Origin of the sequence: Anoxybacillus sp. LAT27, assembly GCF_022030075.1 — a bacterium.
Lineage (GTDB): Bacteria > Bacillota > Bacilli > Bacillales > Anoxybacillaceae > Anoxybacillus > Anoxybacillus kestanbolensis.
In genome coordinates this window covers 42,590-61,984 of sequence record NZ_JAIWYK010000062.1, presented here as the reverse complement: position 1 = coordinate 61,984, position 19,395 = coordinate 42,590, and the positions used below count along the sequence as shown (strand labels likewise).

The following is a 19,395-nucleotide window of genomic DNA, read 5'->3' as shown; positions in this document are numbered from 1 at the left end:
AGGTGTTTCCGTTGACAGAGTTAGGGAAGCGTTTAAAAGAAGCGAGAGAACAGCGCAATATGAGTTTAGATGATTTACAAGAAATCACTAAAATTCAAAAGCGATATTTGATCGCAATTGAACAAGGAAATTATGTGATTATGCCTGGGAAGTTTTATGTTCGCGCATTTATTCGTCAGTATGCTGAAGCGGTCGGCCTTGATCCCGAAGAGCTGTTTGAACAATACGCAAACGAAATTCCAAATGCCCAGCAAGAAGAACTTCCTGGCGAATTATCGCGTGTTAAATCGCGACAATTATCAGAACAAGGTGAAAAAGTACTGAATATCCTCCCCAAAATTTTAATCGGTATGTTAGCTGTTGGAGTAGCAGTTGTTCTATGGTTTTTCTTTCAAAACCGAACGATGGATGAACAACCGCAAGAGCAAGTGATAAATGAGGAGACAGAATTTGAGCAATCTGAGCAGGCGAACGAACAACAGCCTGAAAAACAAAACGAACAACAATCTGAAAAACAGAACGAACAGCAACTAGAAAAAGAGCAAGAGCAACAAGAGCAACCATCGGCAGCAATGATTAAAGTAGTAGACACGAATGGTCGAAAATCGACACTTGAAGTCACAGGGGAACAGTTGATCATTGACATTGCAACAAAGGGTGATGCGTGGATTGAAGTGAAAAATGGGAAAGGCAAAGCATTCACACGAAAAATGATGTATGCTAATCAAGCTGAAACGTTCGATTTGACGAACGAAACAGAAGTGTTGTTAGTCATCGGACAAACATTAAATACAGAAGTGAAAATAAACGGACAAACACTTGAATACCCTGTTAATCCAAGTGATCACGTTCGTCAAGATATTACGATTGTTTATAAAAAACAATGATGTTGTATGACGTGTTGGAGGTTAGTACTGTGAATATACCGAATCAAATTACAATTGCCCGAATGCTACTTATTCCTTTTTTCCTCATTTTCTTATTGGCACCGATTGACTTAGGTATGATTCAAATCGGAACGGAGCAATTGCCAATGACACACGCTGTTGCTGCCCTTATTTTTATTATTGCATCAACAACAGACTGGATTGATGGATACTATGCACGAAAATATGGGTTAGTAACGAATTTAGGGAAATTTCTTGACCCGCTTGCGGATAAATTGCTTGTATCGGCTGCGCTCATTGCGCTCGTTCAATTGGATTTGGCGCCAGCGTGGATGGTCATTGTTATTATTAGTCGTGAATTTGCAGTAACCGGATTGCGGCTCGTGTTAGCAGGGGAAGGGGAAGTGGTGGCAGCGAACATGCTTGGAAAAATTAAAACGTGGACGCAAATTGTAGCGATCGCCGCCCTTCTTTTGCACAATCTTCCTTTCTCCCTGCTGTCGTTTCCGTTTGCAGACATTTCTTTATGGATTGCGCTCATTTTCACAATCTGGTCAGGATGGGATTACTTTGTTAAAAATAAACACGCATTTCGTCACTCGAAGTAAATAAAAAGGGGATGGGAGAAGGATGAAAGCAGAAATTATCGCCGTTGGCTCGGAGCTTTTACTTGGCCAAATTGCAAATACAAATGCTCAATTTTTATCTCAACAATTAGCTGAAATAGGGATAGATGTATATTACCATACGGTTGTTGGAGATAATCCTCAAAGGCTTACACATGCGATTGAAGTAGCAAAGCAACGCTCGAATTTGATTATTTTTACGGGGGGACTTGGACCGACGAAAGATGATTTAACAAAAGAAACGATTGCAAAGATGTTAAATAAATCGCTCGTTTTAGACGAAGAAGCATGGCAATCCATTTGTGATTATTTTTCAAAAACAAATCGTCCGATGTCCCCAAACAATCGAAAACAGGCGCTTGTGTTAGAAGGAAGTCACGTGTTAAAAAATGAACATGGGATGGCTCCTGGAATGGCACTTGTTGTTGATCATGTGACGTATATGCTTCTTCCAGGGCCACCAAAAGAAATGCAACCGATGTTCATGAAATATGGACGTCCTTTTTTATTGCAAGAGCGTCACGTTCGCGAAAAAATTGTTTCGCGTGTTCTTCGCTTTTTTCATATCGGGGAATCACAGCTAGAAACAGAAATTGAAGATTTGATCGATGCGCAAACGAATCCGACGATTGCTCCACTTGCGTCTGACGGTGAAGTGACTCTCCGCTTGACAGCAAAGCATGAACGTGAAGAAGAAGCGAAGCGGCTGATTGACGAGGTAGAGGAAAATATTTTAGCGCGTGTTCGCCCTTATTTTTACGGTTACAATGATGAAACGTTGTTTAGCAAACTGTTAGCGACGTTAAAAGAAAAGGATAAGACACTTGCTGTTGCTGAAAGCTTAACGGGGGGGTTGTTTTTAAAGGAAATGACTGCTCTTCCGACAGCTTCTTCTGTCATAGTAGGAGGGGTTGTATGTTATACAAATGAAATAAAGGAAAATGTGCTTCATGTGCCGAAAGAAATATTACAAACAGAGGGGGCAGTGAGCGGGCGATGTGCACAATCGTTGGCGGAAAATGTTCGAAAACTTTGTCGAAGTGATATCGGTATAAGCTTTACAGGCGTCGCAGGACCGGACGATTTGGAAGGGAAGCCAGTAGGAACAGTATGGATAGGGATTGCCACAGAACGAGGGACAAAAACGTTTGCACTTACATTATCCGGTGATCGTCAAGCCATTCGGATGCGTACGGCAAAATATGGTTGTTATTATTTACTACAATTGTTGCATTGATTTACGAACATCTATTCGTTTTTTTCTTGGCAAATAAACAGAAAACATGTATAGTAATAAGTAGCAGTCACTGCTTTATTTTTTGTAAGTATAAAGGAGGAGTTTCTTTGAACGATCGTCAAGCAGCATTAGAACAGGCGTTAAAGCAAATTGAGAAACAGTTTGGAAAAGGTTCTATTATGAAGCTAGGAGAGCAAACAGATCGTCAAATTTCGACTGTATCAAGCGGCTCTCTTGCACTTGATATTGCGCTTGGAGTAGGAGGATATCCGCGCGGGCGTATTATTGAAATTTATGGTCCAGAATCTTCGGGTAAAACGACAGTTGCCCTTCATGCGATTGCTGAAGTACAAAAGCAAGGTGGTCAAGCGGCGTTCATTGATGCAGAACACGCTTTAGATCCTGTTTACGCTGAAAAGTTAGGTGTTAATATTGATGAATTGTTGCTTTCACAGCCTGATACAGGAGAGCAAGCGTTAGAAATTGCTGAAGCGCTTGTGCGTAGTGGAGCGGTTGACATTATTGTTATTGACTCCGTTGCAGCCCTTGTTCCGAAAGCAGAAATTGAAGGGGAAATGGGCGATGCTCACGTTGGATTACAAGCACGGCTCATGTCCCAAGCGCTACGTAAATTATCAGGCGCTATCAACAAATCGAAAACGATCGCCATCTTCATTAACCAAATAAGGGAAAAAGTGGGGGTTATGTTTGGGAACCCCGAGACAACCCCTGGTGGTCGTGCATTGAAGTTTTATGCGTCTGTTCGTTTAGAAGTGCGTCGTGCTGAGCAAATTAAACAAGGCAATGATATGGTTGGAAATAAAACGAAAATTAAAGTCGTTAAAAATAAAGTGGCGCCACCATTTAAAACTGCAGATGTAGATATTATGTATGGGGAAGGGATTTCAAAAGAAGGCGAAATTATTGATATGGGTGCTGAACTCGATATCATCCAAAAAAGCGGTGCTTGGTATTCATACAAAGATGAGAGACTGGGACAAGGACGAGAAAACGCAAAACAATTTTTAAAAGAAAATCCACATATCATGGAAGAAATTGCACGTGAAATTCGCCAACATTATGGCATTACGACAGGTGCATCAGCGACACCTGTACGTGAAGATGATTTAGACTTCTTAGAGTAAAAAGAGGCACGTTGTGTCTCTTTTTTCTTTATTTTAGAAGATTCAACCATATGAAGCGCTTTCCCGCAATGACAAGCCTTGACAATATGGAAGGTCACCTTTAAAATGTACATGTATATTTGACAATTTTGAAGTGTATGTTGAATGGGTGCAATGTACATGCCGACATTGATGAAGTAACGAATTTATAGCAAGAGGAGGTGAGGATAATGGGTGAAACGATCATCTCCGCTTTGCTTGCCCTAGTCGTCGGTGCAGTTGTTGGCTTTTTTGTTCGTAAATCCATTGCCGAGGCAAAAATTGGCGGTGCACAAGCAGCTGCCAAGCAAATGATTGAAGAAGCGAAAAGAGAAGCAGACGCATTGAAAAAAGAGGCGCTCCTTGAAGCAAAGGATGAGATTCACAAACTTCGCGTGGAAGCAGAACGAGAAATTCGCGAACGAAGAAGTGAATTACAAAAACAGGAAAACCGCTTGTTACAAAAGGAGGAGAATCTCGATCGAAAGGACGAATCTTTAAACAAACGGGAAGCGTTGCTTGAGAAAAAAGAGAATTCTCTCAATGAAAGACAACAGCATATTGAAGAGATGGAAAGCAAAGTGGAAGAACTCGTTCGAAAGGAACAAGCAGAGCTTGAGCGTATTTCTAGCTTGACTCGTGAAGAAGCACGGCAAATCATTTTGGATCGTGTAGAAAAAGAGCTTTCTCATGAAATCGCGCTCATGGTCAAAGAAGCAGAAGCGAAAGTAAAGGAAGAAGCCGATAAAAAAGCAAAAGAAATTTTATCGCTCGCTATTCAACGTTGTGCTGCTGACCATGTTGCCGAAACGACCGTATCTGTTGTAAACTTGCCAAATGACGAAATGAAGGGTCGAATTATTGGACGCGAAGGACGTAACATTCGTACGTTGGAAACGTTAACAGGTATTGATCTCATTATTGATGATACGCCGGAAGCAGTCATTTTATCAGGTTTTGATCCGATCCGTCGTGAAACGGCACGGATTGCGTTAGATAAACTTGTTCAAGACGGGCGCATTCATCCGGCGCGAATTGAAGAGATGGTTGAAAAAGCGAGAAGAGAAGTGGATGAACATATTCGTGAAGTGGGAGAACAAACAACATTCGAAGTTGGTGTTCACGGATTGCATCCAGATTTAATTAAGATTTTAGGTCGATTGAAATTCCGTACAAGCTATGGACAAAATGTTCTTAAACATTCGATGGAAGTTGCATACTTAGCTGGTTTGATGGCAGCTGAGTTAGGTGAAGATGAAATGCTTGCAAGACGAGCAGGCCTTCTTCACGACATCGGGAAAGCTGTTGACCATGAAGTGGAAGGAAGTCATGTTGAGATTGGTGTAGAGCTCGCAACGAAATATAAAGAACATCCGGTTGTCATTAACAGTATTGCTTCCCATCATGGCGATACGGAACCGACGTCGATTATCGCTGTGCTTGTTGCTGCTGCGGATGCCTTATCTGCTGCTCGGCCAGGTGCTCGTAGCGAAACGTTAGAAAACTATATTCGTCGACTTGAGAAGCTTGAAGAAATCGCTGAATCGTATGAAGGTGTTGAAAAGTCGTATGCAATTCAAGCTGGACGCGAAATTCGCATTATGGTGAAACCAGATATGATCGATGACTTGGAAGCGCATCGTTTGGCGCGTGACATTCGCAAGCGCATTGAAGAAGAGCTTGATTACCCAGGTCATATTAAAGTTACAGTAATTCGCGAAACGCGAGCTGTTGAATACGCGAAATAAAGCTACTCCTCGTTTGGAGTAGCTTTTCGTATTGATAAAAGCTTTGTTTTGTGCGAAACTGAAAAATAGAAATCATGAGTATAGAAAGGGTAATACGATGAAACTATTATTTATCGGTGATGTCGTAGGACAACCGGGAAGAAAAATGGTTGATGAATACGTCCCGAAGTTAAAAGCAAAATATAAACCACATGTGATTGTTATCAACGGTGAAAATGCTGCTGGTGGGAAAGGAATAACAGAAAAAATATATCGGCGCTTTTTAGAAATAGGAGTGCATGTAGTAACCCTTGGGAATCATGCGTGGGATAATCGTGAAATATTTGAGTTTATTGATCAAGCGAAAGTACTTGTTCGTCCAGGAAATTTTCCAGCAGGTACACCTGGAAAAGGAATTGTATTTATTCAAGCAGAGGGATATGAGGTTGCGGTCATCAGTTTGCAAGGGAGGACGTTTTTGCCAGCGATTGATTGTCCGTTTAAAAAAGCAGATGAGTTAGTAGAAATGGCGCTCGCACGAACTCCTGTCATTCTGGTAGATTTTCATGCGGAAGCAACGAGTGAAAAACAAGCGATGGGATGGTATTTAGATGGGCGAGTAAGCGCTGTCGTTGGTACGCATACACACGTTCAAACGGCGGACTCTCGTATTTTGCCAAACGGCACCGGTTATATTACTGATGTCGGTATGACAGGTCCTTACGATGGCATTTTGGGTGTGGATCGTGAGGCAGTATTACGTAAATTTTTAACGGGCTTGCCGGTTCGTTTCGAAGTGACGACGGGGCGCGCGCAGTTGAATGCTGTGCTTATCGATATAGATGAAAAAAGCGGGAGAACGAAATCAATTCAACGAATTATGATTAATGATGACCACCCATATTTTGACTAGTCTCTCTTTTTAGATTTTTCTAAAAAATACATATAAATAGCAGGAATACGAGTGAACAGAGGTGAATATATAGTAAACAGTACGAATTTTCTACAAGCAATTGTTAGAAACAAGGAGGAGCTAGAAATGGAAATATTAAAAGTTTCAGCAAAGTCTAATCCTAATTCTGTAGCTGGTGCACTTGCTGGCGTGCTAAGAGAACGCGGTGCAGCTGAAATTCAGGCGATCGGTGCAGGTGCATTAAATCAAGCCGTGAAGGCAGTAGCGATCGCGCGAGGATTCGTAGCACCGAGCGGAGTCGATCTCATTTGTATTCCTGCGTTTACAGACATTCAAATTGATGGAGAAGAGCGGACAGCAATCAAACTTATTGTTGAACCGCGTTAATGCACATAAACCTGTTTGCTTGTATAGCAAACAGGTTATTTTTATCATATGCTACAGAGCGAATTTTCGTATGGAGGGGTCGTTGTGCGTATATTTGACGCTCATTGTGACGTTTTATATCAACTATTTTGTGACCAAGATGTATCGTTTGAGCGAAGCTCATCGCTACATGTCACGTACGATGGATTGCAGCAGGCGGGTGTAACAGTACAAGGATTTGCTATTTACATCCCAAAGCATGTAAGGCCAGAATCGCGCTTTTTTGTAGCTTTAGAGATGATTGATTATTTTTATGAGAAAGTTGTGTCACAACCAAATATGAAAGTAGTTCGTTCAAAAAAAGAAATTGATCAGTTACAACCAAATGAAATCGGAGCCATGCTCACATTAGAAGGGTGTGAAGCCATTGGTGAAAGTTTAACGCAATTGCGCACACTTCTTCGGCTTGGCGTTCGTTCTGTCGGTTTAACATGGAATGATGCAAATATGGTAGCGGATGGGGCATTTGAGCAACGAGGGGGAGGTTTAACGAAATTCGGGAAAGAAGTTGTCCACTTATTGAACGAACAACAATGTTGGACAGATGTGTCGCATTTAAGTGAACGAGCGTTTTGGGATGTCATTGAGTTGGCTCATTATCCGATTGCTTCACATTCAAATGCGTATACGCTTTGCCCGCACCCACGCAATTTGCGCGATGACCAGATTCAAGCTTTGATTAAGAAAAATGGGGTGATCGGTGTGACATTCGTTCCGCAGTTTTTACGTCATGATACGCAAACGACAACAGTGACAGATGTATTGCGTCATGTCGACTATATTTGCTCGTTAGGCGGGGAAAACCATATCGGGTTTGGATCTGACTTCGATGGCATTTTTGAAACGGTTGACCAATTAGCTAATGTTTCGCATTATACTCATTTCATTAATGAATTGCTGAAGCATTTTAAAGAGGAACAAGTGAGAAAATTTTTGTTTTGTAATTTTTATGAGCGAATCCCGCAATAAAAAATTCGGAAGAACAATTCACATTTTTGTAACAAATATGTTGCAATTTTTTTTCAATAGGGCTAGAATGAAAGCGTTTAGTAAATGAAATTTTTCAAAAAATTTATTAAGCGAAATGGTAGAGCTTTTTCTGGAAAAGTGCTACACTTATAATCGTACAATGTTACGTTACAATTGATGGAACTTTAAAGGGGTGTAAGACATGATTAGTCAACTTTCATGGAAAGTTGGAGGACAACAAGGGGAAGGTATTGAAAGTACGGGAGAAATATTCTCCATTGCGCTCAACCGACTAGGCTACTACTTATACGGTTATCGCCACTTTTCATCTCGTATTAAAGGTGGTCATACGAACAATAAAATTCGTGTTAGCACAACGCAAGTTCGTTCGATTGCCGATGATCTTGATATATTAGTAGCTTTTGACCAAGAAACAATTGATTTTAACTTTCACGAGTTACGTCAAGGTGGAATCGTCATCGCCGATGCAAAGTTTAATCCAACGATTCCAGACGAGTCAAGAGCTACGCTGTATGCGGTTCCATTTACAGATATTGCAACAGAATTAGGAACAGCATTAATGAAAAACATGGTTGCAGTCGGAGCTTCTAGCGCTGTACTCGGTCTTGATATTAGCGTATATGAAGGGGTCGTTCAGGAGATTTTCGGTCGCAAAGGCGAGCAGGTTGTTGCCAAAAACATGGAAGCGATCAGAGCGGGCGCTCAGTTTATGCGTGAACAACTTGGTGACAACATTCAACTCATGCAACTTGAGAAGGCGGACGGCAAAAAGAGAATGTTTATGATTGGAAACGATGCGATTGCGCTTGGTGCACTTGCGGGTGGCGCTCGTTTTATGGCAGCGTATCCAATTACCCCAGCGTCAGAGATTATGGAATACTTAATTAAGAAGCTTCCACAATTTGGTGGTACAGTCATTCAAACGGAAGACGAAATTGCAGCTTGTACAATGGCTATTGGTGCAAACTATGCGGGTGTTCGCACGTTGACAGCTTCGGCCGGACCAGGTCTTTCGCTTATGATGGAAGCGATCGGATTAGCTGGAATTACAGAAACGCCAATTGTCATTGTTGATACGCAACGCGGTGGTCCAAGTACAGGTCTTCCGACGAAACAAGAACAGTCCGATTTAATGGCAATGATTTACGGAACACACGGAGAAATTCCGAAAGTAGTCATGGCGCCAAGTACTGTACAAGAGGCGTTTTACGATATGGTTGAAGCGTTTAACATTGCAGAAGAGTATCAATGTCCAGTCATCGTTTTAACAGACTTGCAACTTTCGTTAGGTAAACAAACAGTTGAGCCGCTAGAATACGATAAAATTGAAATTCGTCGTGGCAAACTTGTTACGGGAGAACTCCCTGAAATTCCAGACAAAGGTTGTTTTAAACGATATGAAGTGACGGAAGATGGCGTGTCACCGCGTGTATTACCAGGAATGAAAAACGGTATTCACCATGTGACGGGCGTTGAGCACGATGAAACAGGCCGTCCTTCTGAAGTAGCAGCGAACCGTATTGCACAAATGGATAAGCGTCTGCGCAAGTTGAAACATATTCAATTCCCGACACCAGTTCATAAACATGTGAAGCATGAAGAAGCCGATGTGTTAATCGTTGGGTTTAACTCAACGCGTGGAGCGATTGAGGAAGCGATGGAACGTCTAGAGCGAGATGGCATCAAGGTGAATCATGCTCACGTTCGTCTCATTCATCCGTTCCCAACGGAAGAAATGTTGCCACTTGTGCAATCAGCAAAAAAAGTTGTTGTTGTTGAAAATAACGCAACAGGACAACTTGCCAACATTTTAAAAATGAACGTTGGACATGCTGAGAAAGTATTTAACGTGTTGAAATATGATGGCAACCCGTTCTTACCGCACGAAGTTTATACAAAATGCAAGGAGTTGTTTTAAACATGGCGACATTTAAAGATTTCCGAAATAACATTAAACCGAACTGGTGTCCAGGTTGTGGTGACTTTTCTGTGCAAGCAGCTATTCAACGTGCGGCTGCCAACGTTGGACTTGAACCACATGAGCTTGTTGTTGTCTCTGGAATTGGTTGTTCCGGTCGTATTTCTGGCTACATTAACTCATACGGTTTCCACGGTGTTCACGGTCGGGCACTTCCAATTGCTCAAGGGGTAAAAATGGCCAATCGTGACTTGACTGTCATTGCTGCTGGTGGTGACGGTGATGGATTCGCGATCGGAATGGGGCATACAATCCATGCGATTCGTCGTAACATCGACATTACGTACATCGTTATGGATAACCAAATTTACGGCTTAACAAAAGGACAAACATCACCACGTAGTGAAGTCGGATTTAAAACGAAAAGTACACCACAAGGATCCGTTGAGCCAGCGTTGTCGATTATGGAGATGGCGTTGACAGCAGGGGCTACATTCGTCGCTCAAAGCTTTTCTAGTGATTTAAAAGAGTTGACGCAATTAATCGAAGAAGGCATAAAGCATAAAGGATTCTCGCTCATTAACGTATTCAGCCCGTGCGTCACATACAATAAAGTAAACACATACGACTGGTTTAAAGACAATTTAACGAGCTTAAGTTCCATTGAAGAATATGATCCATCTAACCGCGAAATGGCGATGCAAACGTTGATGAAACATAAAGGGCTTGTTACAGGGCTCATTTATCAAAATAAAGAGCGCAAATCATATCAAGATCTTGTGCCTGGTTATAGCGAAAAACCATTGGCAGAAGCAGATTTAACAATGAGCAAGGAAAAATTTGATCAGCTTGTAGCTGAGTTTATGTAAGGAAAAAGAGGGTGGTGAAAGCCATCCTCTTTTTCATGGAAAAAACATTGTTTAAAAGTCCAGAAAATAATATACTATGTTAGTGTGCGTCTATGAACAAAAGAAAGGAGAATTATGATGAACGAAAAACAACGTTTACAGTACACAGCACAAATTGAAACAGATCATCCAACGGACAAAAAATCCGCTTTGGATGAAAATTTGCAACGTCTCAAGCAAAAAACGAGTCAAGACTATGAAAAATATTTTTCAACTGTATTTGTTCCTCCATCTTTAAAAGAAGCGAAAAAACGTGGAAAAGAGGAAGTGAAATATCATAAAGATTTCTCTATTCCAGAAGAGTTTCGTGGCATGGGGAACGGTCGCAAATTTTACATTCGTACGTACGGCTGTCAAATGAATGAACATGACACAGAAGTGATGGCTGGAATTTTTATGGCGCTCGGCTATGAACCAACGGATCGCCCAGAGGATGCCAACGTCATTTTGTTAAATACGTGTGCCATTCGTGAAAATGCAGAGAATAAAGTATTCGGGGAAATTGGACATTTAAAGCCACTCAAACAAAATAACCCGGATTTATTGCTTGGGGTATGCGGCTGTATGTCGCAAGAAGAATCAGTCGTCAATAAAATTTTGAAGCAATTCCAATACGTTGATATGATCTTTGGCACGCACAATATTCATCGTCTTCCATATATTTTGAAAGAAGCCTATATGTCAAAAGAAATGGTTGTTGAAGTATGGTCAAAAGAAGGCGATGTCATCGAAAACTTGCCGAAAGTGCGCAAAGGAAATATTAAAGCGTGGGTTAATATTATGTACGGTTGCGATAAGTTTTGTACGTACTGTATCGTTCCGTATACACGCGGTAAAGAGCGTAGCCGTCGCCCAGAAGATATTATTCAAGAGGTACGTCACTTAGCTGCACAAGGGTATAAAGAAATTACGCTTTTAGGACAAAACGTGAATGCGTATGGAAAAGATTTTACTGATATGAAATATGGTCTTGGCGATTTAATGGACGAACTGCGCAAAATTGATATTCCGCGCATTCGCTTTACAACAAGCCATCCACGTGATTTTGATGATCGTTTAATCGAAGTGTTAGCAAAAGGTGGGAATTTAGTTGAGCACATTCACTTGCCTGTACAGTCGGGAAGTAGTGAAGTGTTAAAAATGATGGCGCGTAAATATACACGTGAACAATATTTAGAGCTTGTTCGTAAAATTAAAGAGGCCATTCCAGGTGTGGCGCTTACAACAGACATTATTGTCGGATTCCCGAATGAAACAGATGAGCAATTTGAAGAAACGTTGTCGCTCTATCGCGAAGTCGAATTTGATTCTGCATTTACGTTTATTTATTCGCCACGTGAAGGAACACCGGCAGCAAAAATGGTTGATAACGTGCCAATGGAAGTGAAAAAAGAACGTTTACAACGCTTAAACGCATTAGTAAACGAAATTTCTGCGAAAAAAATGAAGGAATATGAGGGACAAGTTGTCGAAGTATTAGTAGAAGGAGAAAGTAAAAATAACCCAGACGTTCTCGCTGGATATACACGTAAAAACAAGCTTGTGAACTTCGTTGGACCTAAGTCTGCGATCGGTCAACTTGTAAACGTGCGCATTACAGAAGCAAAAACATGGACATTAAATGGAGAAATGGTAGAAGAAACGATCGAGGTGAAATAACGTGGCGAAATATACAAAGGATGACATCGTCCAAAAAGCAAAAGAATTAGCTAAAATGATTGCTGAAACGGAAGAAGTAGAGATTTTTAAACAAGCAGAAGCCAAAATTCATGAAAATGAAAAAGTACGCATGATGATTGCTAAAATTAAATCGTTACAAAAACAAGCCGTAAACTTGCAACATTACGGAAAAGTTGAAGCGTTAAAAAAAGTAGAAGCAGAAATTGATGAGATTTACGAACAGCTATCAGACATTCCGATTGTAGAACAATTTAAACAATCGCAAGTAGAAATTAATGATTTGTTGCAGCTTGTTGCGTCCACGATTTCAAAGACGGTGACAGATGAAATTATTACATCGACAGGTGGCGATGTGTTACGAGGAGAAACGGGTGCCCAAGTGAAACATAGCCATTGCGGCCATTGCCATTAAAGAGTCCATTTCACGTGGGCTCTTTTTTTATTTTTGTCACATATTTCGAACAAGTTGCATACAATGAACTATACGGAATGATTGTTTTTTTATGTACACTTTTAGTTTTTTCGTGCATAGGATAAAATGAACAATGCATTTTTGAGGAGGGTTTGTTTCATGTCCCAATACAGAGAAATTATTACAAAGGCAGTTGTGGGAAAAGGGAGAAAGTTTACGCAATCGACGCATACCGTTTCCGCGCAACATCGTCCAACGAGCGTGCTCGGTTGTTGGATTATTAATCATCGGTACGAAGCGAAAAAAGTGGATCGTAGTGTTGAAATTCATGGAAAGTATGATGTGAATGTTTGGTATTCGTACAACGATAATACAAAAACGGAAGTGCTCACAGAAACGGTATCTTATACCGATGTCATTCCGTTGAAGTATCGTAACGAAGAACTCATTAGCGAAGAACAAGAAGTGATTGCACGTGTTGTTCAGCAACCAAATTGTTTAGAATGTACGATTGCTTCAACTGGAAATAAGGTAACTGTGGAAGTAGAGCGGGAGTTCATCGCTGAGGTCATCGGGGAAACAAAAGTACGGATTGCGGTCGTTGATACATCATCTGAAGAAGTGGATGAGGATATTGAAGCTGAATTAGAACAGTTAGATGAAGAGCTTCTTCAAGAAGGAAGCAATAAAAACTAGGAAGTTTGTTCTTCCTAGTTTTTATTTTTTGTTATAATAATTGAAGTCAAGATTTCGGACGTTGGAGGAAAGGTCATGGCTTATACACCAATGATTCAGCAATATTTAGCAATTAAATCACAATATAAAGATGCCTTTTTATTTTTTCGGCTCGGTGATTTTTATGAGATGTTTTTTGAAGATGCGATTAAAGCATCACAAGAGCTAGAAATTACGCTTACTAGTCGTGACGGGGGCGGAGAAGAACGCGTGCCGATGTGCGGTGTACCTTATCATTCAGCCGCGATGTATATTGAACGTTTGATTGAGAAAGGATATAAAGTTGCGATTTGTGAACAAGTTGAGGACCCGAAAACTGCCAAAGGGGTTGTGCGACGCGAAGTCGTTCAACTCATTACCCCTGGAACAGTTATGGAAGGGAAGCAACTTGAAGACAAAGCAAATAACTATTTAGCTTCATTGACATCATTTGAGGATGGTACGTATGGATTTGCATATGCAGATTTAACGACTGGAGAAAGTCGTATGACGATGCTCCATGCATTTGAAGATGTGCTCAATGAAATTTATTCTATTGGCGCGAAAGAAATAGTCGTTCCAACAGCGTATCAAGAAAAATGGGAATTATTGCAAGAAAGATATGCTCTTACCATTTCGTATGAAGATGAAACAACCATTCCGCTTGATTGTACGTCTATTGTTTCACATTTGAAACAAGAAAAATTACTCGTGACGTTTGGGAGATTATTAAATTATTTAGTAAAAACACAGAAGCGACATTTAGATCATTTACAGCCGGTCGAGCTGTACGAAGTCGATGCACATATGAAAATCGACATGTACTCTAAACGTAATTTAGAGTTAACGGAAACGATTCGGAGTAAAGGAAAAACAGGTTCTCTTTTTTGGCTTCTGGACGAAACGATGACTGCGATGGGTGGACGTCTACTTAAGCAATGGATTGATCGTCCGTTATTAGATCGTGAAAAAATTGAACAGCGATGGCATTTTGTTGAACAACTGTTGATCCATTATTTCGAGCGTCAAGAATTACGCGAATATCTTCGCAGTGTATATGATTTGGAGCGATTAGCTGGGCGTGTGGCGTTTGGAAATGTGAACGCGCGTGATTTAATTCAATTGAAAAAGTCGTTAAAACAAGTACCTTTCATTTCCTCACTTCTTATGCAAATTCAAGATGATCACGTTCAATCATTTGCACAACATTTAGATGCATGTGAAGAACTTGTTCAATTGTTGGAAGAAGCAATTGAGGAAAACCCACCGCTTTCCGTGAAAGAGGGTGGCATCATTAAAGATGGTTATAACGAAACGTTAGATCGCTTCCGGGATGCTAGTCGTAATGGAAAGACATGGATTGCGCAATTGGAAGCGAAAGAGAGAGAAGTAACAGGAATTAAATCATTAAAGATTGGTTACAATCGCGTATTTGGATACTATATCGAAGTAACAAAAGCGAATCTACATTTATTGCCAGAGGGTCGATATGAACGTAAACAAACGTTAGCGAATGCTGAACGTTTTGTGACGAAAGAACTAAAAGAAAAAGAGGCACTAATTTTGGAAGCAGAAGAAAAAAGCATGGAACTTGAATACGAACTGTTTGTTTCTATACGTGAACAAGTGAAACAATATATTGTTCGTTTACAAAAATTAGCGAAATACATGAGCCAATTAGATGTTTTACAATGTTTTGCTACGGTTAGTGAAAAATATAATTACTGTAAACCGCAGTTTTCTTATGATCGTCGTCTTGTCGTTCGACAAGGACGACACCCCGTTGTAGAGAAAGTGTTAGGAGCAAATGTTTATGTTCCAAACGATTGTTATATGGATGCTGAACGAGAAATGTTGCTTATTACAGGTCCGAATATGTCTGGAAAAAGCACATATATGCGTCAAATCGCATTAACGGCGATCATGGCACAAATTGGTTGTTTTGTACCAGCAGAAGAAGCGATATTACCGATCTTTGATCAAGTATTTACGCGCATTGGAGCGGCTGACGATTTAGTTGCCGGGCAAAGTACGTTTATGGTAGAAATGCTCGAAGCACGTCATGCGATCGTTCACGCAACACAAAACAGCCTCATCTTGTTTGATGAAATTGGTCGCGGAACATCCACATACGATGGGATGGCGCTTGCACAAGCGATGATTGAATATATTCATGATCGTATCGGCGCTAAAACGCTATTTAGTACCCACTATCATGAATTAACAGCGCTTGAACAACAACTGCCGCGTTTAAAAAATGTGCATGTGAGTGCAATGGAAGAAAACGGTAACGTTATCTTTTTGCATCAAATTAAAGAAGGTCCAGCGGATAAAAGTTACGGCATTCATGTCGCGCAATTAGCGAAGCTGCCGTTAGACTTAATTCAGCGGGCGGAGCAAATTTTACGGGAATTTGAGACAAATGCAACACCGATCGTTAAAGAAAATAGAAAGCAGTTTGAGCAGTTAAGCATGTTTGAAGAACAACGCGACGAAGGGCGCTCAAGTGCATCGAAAAAAGAAAAAGAAGTGATCAAGCGTATCCAATCCCTTAATTTGCTTGATATGACACCGTTAGAAGCAATGAATAAATTATACGAAATTCAAAAATTATTAAAGTGAAAGGAGAGAAAACGTGGGGAAAATTCGTAAGCTTGATGATGCGTTAGCGAATAAAATTGCGGCAGGGGAAGTTGTGGAGCGCCCGGCTTCTGTCGTGAAAGAACTTGTTGAAAATGCGATTGATGCTCATAGCACGATCATTGAAGTGGAGTTAGAAGAAGCGGGATTAGCGAAAATTCGTGTCGTTGACAATGGGGATGGTTTTGAGGAAGAAGATTGTTTTTTAGCGTTTGAACGACATGCAACGAGCAAAATTAAAGATGAGGCAGATTTGTTTCGCATTCGTACGCTCGGCTTTCGAGGAGAGGCGTTGCCTAGCATTGCTTCCGTTTCACATTTAGAATTGAAGACGAGTACCGGTGAAGGACCAGGGACGTGGCTCGTTTTAAAAGGTGGAGAACTTGTGCAGCATGGTCGGACAAGCAGTCGAAAAGGAACAGATATTACCGTTTCTCATTTATTTTTCAATACGCCAGCGCGTCTAAAATATATGAAAACCATTCATACGGAACTTGGTCATGTTGTTGATGTGATAAATCGTCTAGCGCTTGCACATCCGCATATTTCATTTCGGTTAACACATAACGGAAAACAACTGTTTTATACGAACGGAAATGGGGATGTAAGGCAAGTATTGGCAGCGATTTACGGATTGGATGTCGCCAAAAAAATGATTGCGATTCATGCGGAGACGCTCGATTTTACAATTGACGGTTACGTTGCTTTACCTGAGGTGACGCGTGCGTCTCGGAATTATATGACGACGATCGTAAATGGACGGTATATTAAAAACTATTCGTTATATAAAGCGATTGAAGAAGGATATCATACGCTTCTTCCAATTGGACGGCATCCGATTACCTTTTTAAATATTATGATGGACCCGCTTCTTATAGATGTGAATGTTCATCCAGCAAAATTGGAAGTGCGTTTTAGTAAAGAAGCCGAGTTAAACGAGCTTGTTCAACAAACGATTCGCCAATCATTTCAAAAAAAGACGTTAATTCCTGAGGTAACGGCACCGCGAGTAGAAAAAACGAAAGCAGAACAACAAACGTTTTCGTTTGAACATATCGTGAAAGAATCGAATACGATGTCACCTCGTGTAACGGAGATATATCGTGATCAAGAAAAGAAAACAGAAGATCGAATCGTGTTGGAGAAAAGTGATGAACGCGTTCGTGATCAAGATGTCACACTACTTGATGTAGAATCCGTTGTTCCAAGCGAACATGTAATAGAAGAGATGGAGCAAGAACGCATTCCGCCCTTATATCCGATTGGTCAAATGCATGGGACGTATATTTTAGCCCAAAATGAAAACGGGCTATATATTATTGATCAACATGCTGCCCAAGAACGAATTAAATACGAATACTTTCGTGAAAAACTAGCAACCGTTACAAATGAATTACAGCCGTTGCTTATCCCATTGACGCTTACTTATTCATCAAGTGAGTATGTACTTATTGAAAGTTACCGTGATCAATTAGCTGCTTGTGGTGTGTTTTTAGAGCCGTTTGGTCATAACAGTTTTATTGTTCGTTCTCATCCCCAATGGTTTCCGAAAGGGGAAGAATTAGAAATTATTGAGGAAATGATTAAGCAAGTGTTAACGATGAAAAAAGTAGACATCAAGCAGCTCCGCGAAAAAGCTGCCATCATGATGAGCTGCAAACAGTCGATTAAAGCGAATCAATTTTTACGTAACGATGAAATATTTGCGTTGCTCGAATCGTTGCGAAAAACGAGCGATCCGTTTACATGTCCGCACGGTCGCCCAATTATTATTCATTTTTCTACGTATGAATTAGAAAAAATGTTTAAACGCGTCATGTGAAAATGGATGTTTTTTCACATTTTTTCAAAATGAAATGATAAAATGCATATTGTTTGTCTATAATAGATGAATGTGAATTAGAATGGAAAGTAGTGGTATTTTATGGGAGAGAAAGTCGTTGTGTTAATCGGTCCAACGGCTGTAGGGAAAACGAAAATGAGTATACAATTGGCGAAACGCTTAAACGGGGAAATTATTAATGGCGATTCGATGCAAGTATATAAAGGATTGGATATTGGAACAGCTAAAATTCGTCAAGAAGAAACGGAAGGTATTCCACATCATTTACTAGATATAAAGGAGCCGCATGAATCTTTTTCTGTTGCGGAGTTTCAGACGCTTGCTCGTTCACTTATTAAAGATATAACGAAACGAGGAAAACTTCCGATCATCGTTGGTGGTACAGGGCTATATATCCAATCTGTTATTTACGATTATCAATTTTCAGACGCCCCTTCTAACGACTTGTATCGTCAGTCACTTGAACGTTGTTCACCTGATGAGTTGTATGAACAATTGAAACGGATTGATCCTTTAAGTGCGGAACGTATTCATCCGAATAACGTTCGTCGTGTCATTCGTGCGTTAGAAATTTATCATTGTACAGGAAAAACAATGACAGAATGGCTGAAAGAGCAAAAACGTCAGCTGGTATATAACGTAGCACTTATTGGATTGACAATGGAACGAGAGAAGCTATATGCACGTATTAATCAACGAGTAGATCAAATGATTGATCAAGGGTTGATTGAAGAAGTGAAACGATTATATGAACAAGGTTTACGTGACTGTCAAGCAATTCAGGCAATCGGCTATAAAGAGTTATATGCGTATTTTGACGGGATGCTTACGCTGAAAGAAGCAATCGAACAATTGAAACAAAACTCTCGTCGCTACGCAAAGCGTCAGTTCACATGGTTCCGAAATCAAATGCCTGTTCAATGGTTTGACATGACCGATGATACAATATTTGAAAGACGAGTGAGTGAAATTTTGCATTATATAGAAGGAAAGTTTCACTTTCAGTCGAATATGTAAACGTAATGTAGAGAGAAAAAGAGGAGGACGAAGCAATGAAAAACACGATAAACATTCAAGATCAGTTTTTAAACCAATTGCGGAAGGAAGAAACAACAGTTACTGTATTTTTGCTAAATGGATTTCAATTGCGTGGGTTAGTGAAAGGATTTGACAATTTCACAGTATTGTTAGAAGTGGATGGAAAACAACAATTAATTTATAAACATGCCATTTCCACATTTGCACCACAAAAAAACGTAAAAATTGAGATTGAGTAAGATATATCGCTCACCTATATCGGTGGGCGATTTT

General features: G+C 40.4%; 17 protein-coding genes. All 17 read left to right on the top strand.

The window, feature by feature from the left end; genetic code table 11:
• The first annotated feature begins 2 nt into the window (after positions 1–2).
• The 17 genes from LD028_RS03730 (at position 3) to hfq (ending at position 19,361) form a co-directional block, all read left to right on the top strand.
• Positions 3–887: a helix-turn-helix domain-containing protein gene (locus tag LD028_RS03730; protein ID WP_237810963.1), complete on the top strand. Its 885-nt coding sequence runs from the start codon at positions 3–5 to the stop codon at positions 885–887.
• Positions 888–916: 29 nt separating this feature from the next.
• Positions 917–1,495, top strand: coding sequence for a CDP-diacylglycerol--glycerol-3-phosphate 3-phosphatidyltransferase (gene pgsA, locus LD028_RS03725; protein WP_004890673.1), 579 nt, complete (start codon positions 917–919; stop codon positions 1,493–1,495).
• A gap of 22 nt (positions 1,496–1,517) precedes the next feature.
• Positions 1,518–2,750, top strand: a complete 1,233-nt coding sequence (locus LD028_RS03720; RefSeq protein ID WP_237810961.1) for a competence/damage-inducible protein A — start codon at positions 1,518–1,520, stop codon at positions 2,748–2,750.
• A gap of 107 nt (positions 2,751–2,857) precedes the next feature.
• Positions 2,858–3,895: a recombinase RecA gene (gene recA, locus LD028_RS03715; protein ID WP_041638422.1), complete on the top strand. Its 1,038-nt coding sequence runs from the start codon at positions 2,858–2,860 to the stop codon at positions 3,893–3,895.
• A gap of 209 nt (positions 3,896–4,104) precedes the next feature.
• Entirely contained in the window at positions 4,105–5,661 is a 1,557-nt protein-coding gene (gene rny, locus LD028_RS03710) for a ribonuclease Y (protein WP_004890666.1), read from the top strand.
• Between the two features lie 97 nt (positions 5,662–5,758).
• Positions 5,759–6,553 (top strand): TIGR00282 family metallophosphoesterase, encoded by a 795-nt coding sequence (locus LD028_RS03705; protein WP_237810960.1) that lies wholly within the window; start codon positions 5,759–5,761, stop codon positions 6,551–6,553.
• A 126-nt stretch (positions 6,554–6,679) separates the two neighbouring features.
• Positions 6,680–6,940, top strand: coding sequence for a stage V sporulation protein SpoVS (gene spoVS, locus LD028_RS03700; RefSeq protein WP_003181955.1), 261 nt, complete (start codon positions 6,680–6,682; stop codon positions 6,938–6,940).
• Between the two features lie 48 nt (positions 6,941–6,988).
• Complete coding sequence (locus tag LD028_RS03695; protein WP_237810959.1) at positions 6,989–7,948, top strand: dipeptidase; 960 nt, start codon at positions 6,989–6,991, stop codon at positions 7,946–7,948.
• Positions 7,949–8,150: 202 nt separating this feature from the next.
• Positions 8,151–9,887: a 2-oxoacid:acceptor oxidoreductase subunit alpha gene (locus tag LD028_RS03690; RefSeq protein ID WP_006323457.1), complete on the top strand. Its 1,737-nt coding sequence runs from the start codon at positions 8,151–8,153 to the stop codon at positions 9,885–9,887.
• A 2-nt stretch (positions 9,888–9,889) separates the two neighbouring features.
• Positions 9,890–10,756 carry a 2-oxoacid:ferredoxin oxidoreductase subunit beta gene (locus tag LD028_RS03685; RefSeq protein WP_237810958.1) on the top strand — a complete coding sequence of 289 codons (867 nt, stop codon included), beginning with the start codon at positions 9,890–9,892 and terminating at the stop codon, positions 10,754–10,756.
• 117 nt (positions 10,757–10,873) lie between these two features.
• Positions 10,874–12,454 (top strand): tRNA (N6-isopentenyl adenosine(37)-C2)-methylthiotransferase MiaB, encoded by a 1,581-nt coding sequence (gene miaB, locus LD028_RS03680; protein WP_035021064.1) that lies wholly within the window; start codon positions 10,874–10,876, stop codon positions 12,452–12,454.
• Position 12,455: 1 nt separating this feature from the next.
• A complete protein-coding gene (locus tag LD028_RS03675; protein WP_237810957.1) occupies positions 12,456–12,887 on the top strand; it encodes a YlbF/YmcA family competence regulator in 432 nt (143 codons plus the stop codon).
• A gap of 159 nt (positions 12,888–13,046) precedes the next feature.
• Positions 13,047–13,583 carry an outer spore coat protein CotE gene (locus tag LD028_RS03670; protein ID WP_004890648.1) on the top strand — a complete coding sequence of 179 codons (537 nt, stop codon included), beginning with the start codon at positions 13,047–13,049 and terminating at the stop codon, positions 13,581–13,583.
• A gap of 75 nt (positions 13,584–13,658) precedes the next feature.
• The gene (gene mutS, locus LD028_RS03665; protein ID WP_237810956.1) at positions 13,659–16,223 is read left to right on the top strand and encodes a DNA mismatch repair protein MutS; all 2,565 of its coding nucleotides are present in this window, start codon (positions 13,659–13,661) and stop codon (positions 16,221–16,223) included.
• 13 nt (positions 16,224–16,236) lie between these two features.
• Positions 16,237–18,063: a DNA mismatch repair endonuclease MutL gene (gene mutL / locus LD028_RS03660; RefSeq protein WP_237810955.1), complete on the top strand. Its 1,827-nt coding sequence runs from the start codon at positions 16,237–16,239 to the stop codon at positions 18,061–18,063.
• A 102-nt stretch (positions 18,064–18,165) separates the two neighbouring features.
• A complete protein-coding gene (miaA, locus tag LD028_RS03655; protein ID WP_237810954.1) occupies positions 18,166–19,101 on the top strand; it encodes a tRNA (adenosine(37)-N6)-dimethylallyltransferase MiaA in 936 nt (311 codons plus the stop codon).
• Between the two features lie 35 nt (positions 19,102–19,136).
• Positions 19,137–19,361, top strand: a complete 225-nt coding sequence (gene hfq, locus LD028_RS03650) for an RNA chaperone Hfq (protein ID WP_004890637.1) — start codon at positions 19,137–19,139, stop codon at positions 19,359–19,361.
• Positions 19,362–19,395 lie beyond the last annotated feature (34 nt).

Bases quoted from the DNA above. Each gene is read 5' to 3' on its own strand.
- LD028_RS03720 (WP_237810961.1), top strand. From the start codon at position 1,518: ATGAAAGCAGAAATTATCGCCGTTGGCTCGGAGCTTTTACTTGGCCAA.
- rny (WP_004890666.1), top strand. From the start codon at position 4,105: ATGGGTGAAACGATCATCTCCGCTTTGCTTGCCCTAGTCGTCGGTGCA.
- LD028_RS03705 (WP_237810960.1), top strand. From the start codon at position 5,759: ATGAAACTATTATTTATCGGTGATGTCGTAGGACAACCGGGAAGAAAA.
- spoVS (WP_003181955.1), top strand. From the start codon at position 6,680: ATGGAAATATTAAAAGTTTCAGCAAAGTCTAATCCTAATTCTGTAGCT.
- LD028_RS03695 (WP_237810959.1), top strand. From the start codon at position 6,989: ATGCTACAGAGCGAATTTTCGTATGGAGGGGTCGTTGTGCGTATATTT.
- LD028_RS03690 (WP_006323457.1), top strand. From the start codon at position 8,151: ATGATTAGTCAACTTTCATGGAAAGTTGGAGGACAACAAGGGGAAGGT.
- LD028_RS03685 (WP_237810958.1), top strand. From the start codon at position 9,890: ATGGCGACATTTAAAGATTTCCGAAATAACATTAAACCGAACTGGTGT.
- miaB (WP_035021064.1), top strand. From the start codon at position 10,874: ATGAACGAAAAACAACGTTTACAGTACACAGCACAAATTGAAACAGAT.
- LD028_RS03670 (WP_004890648.1), top strand. From the start codon at position 13,047: ATGTCCCAATACAGAGAAATTATTACAAAGGCAGTTGTGGGAAAAGGG.
- mutS (WP_237810956.1), top strand. From the start codon at position 13,659: ATGGCTTATACACCAATGATTCAGCAATATTTAGCAATTAAATCACAA.
- miaA (WP_237810954.1), top strand. From the start codon at position 18,166: ATGGGAGAGAAAGTCGTTGTGTTAATCGGTCCAACGGCTGTAGGGAAA.
- hfq (WP_004890637.1), top strand. From the start codon at position 19,137: ATGAAAAACACGATAAACATTCAAGATCAGTTTTTAAACCAATTGCGG.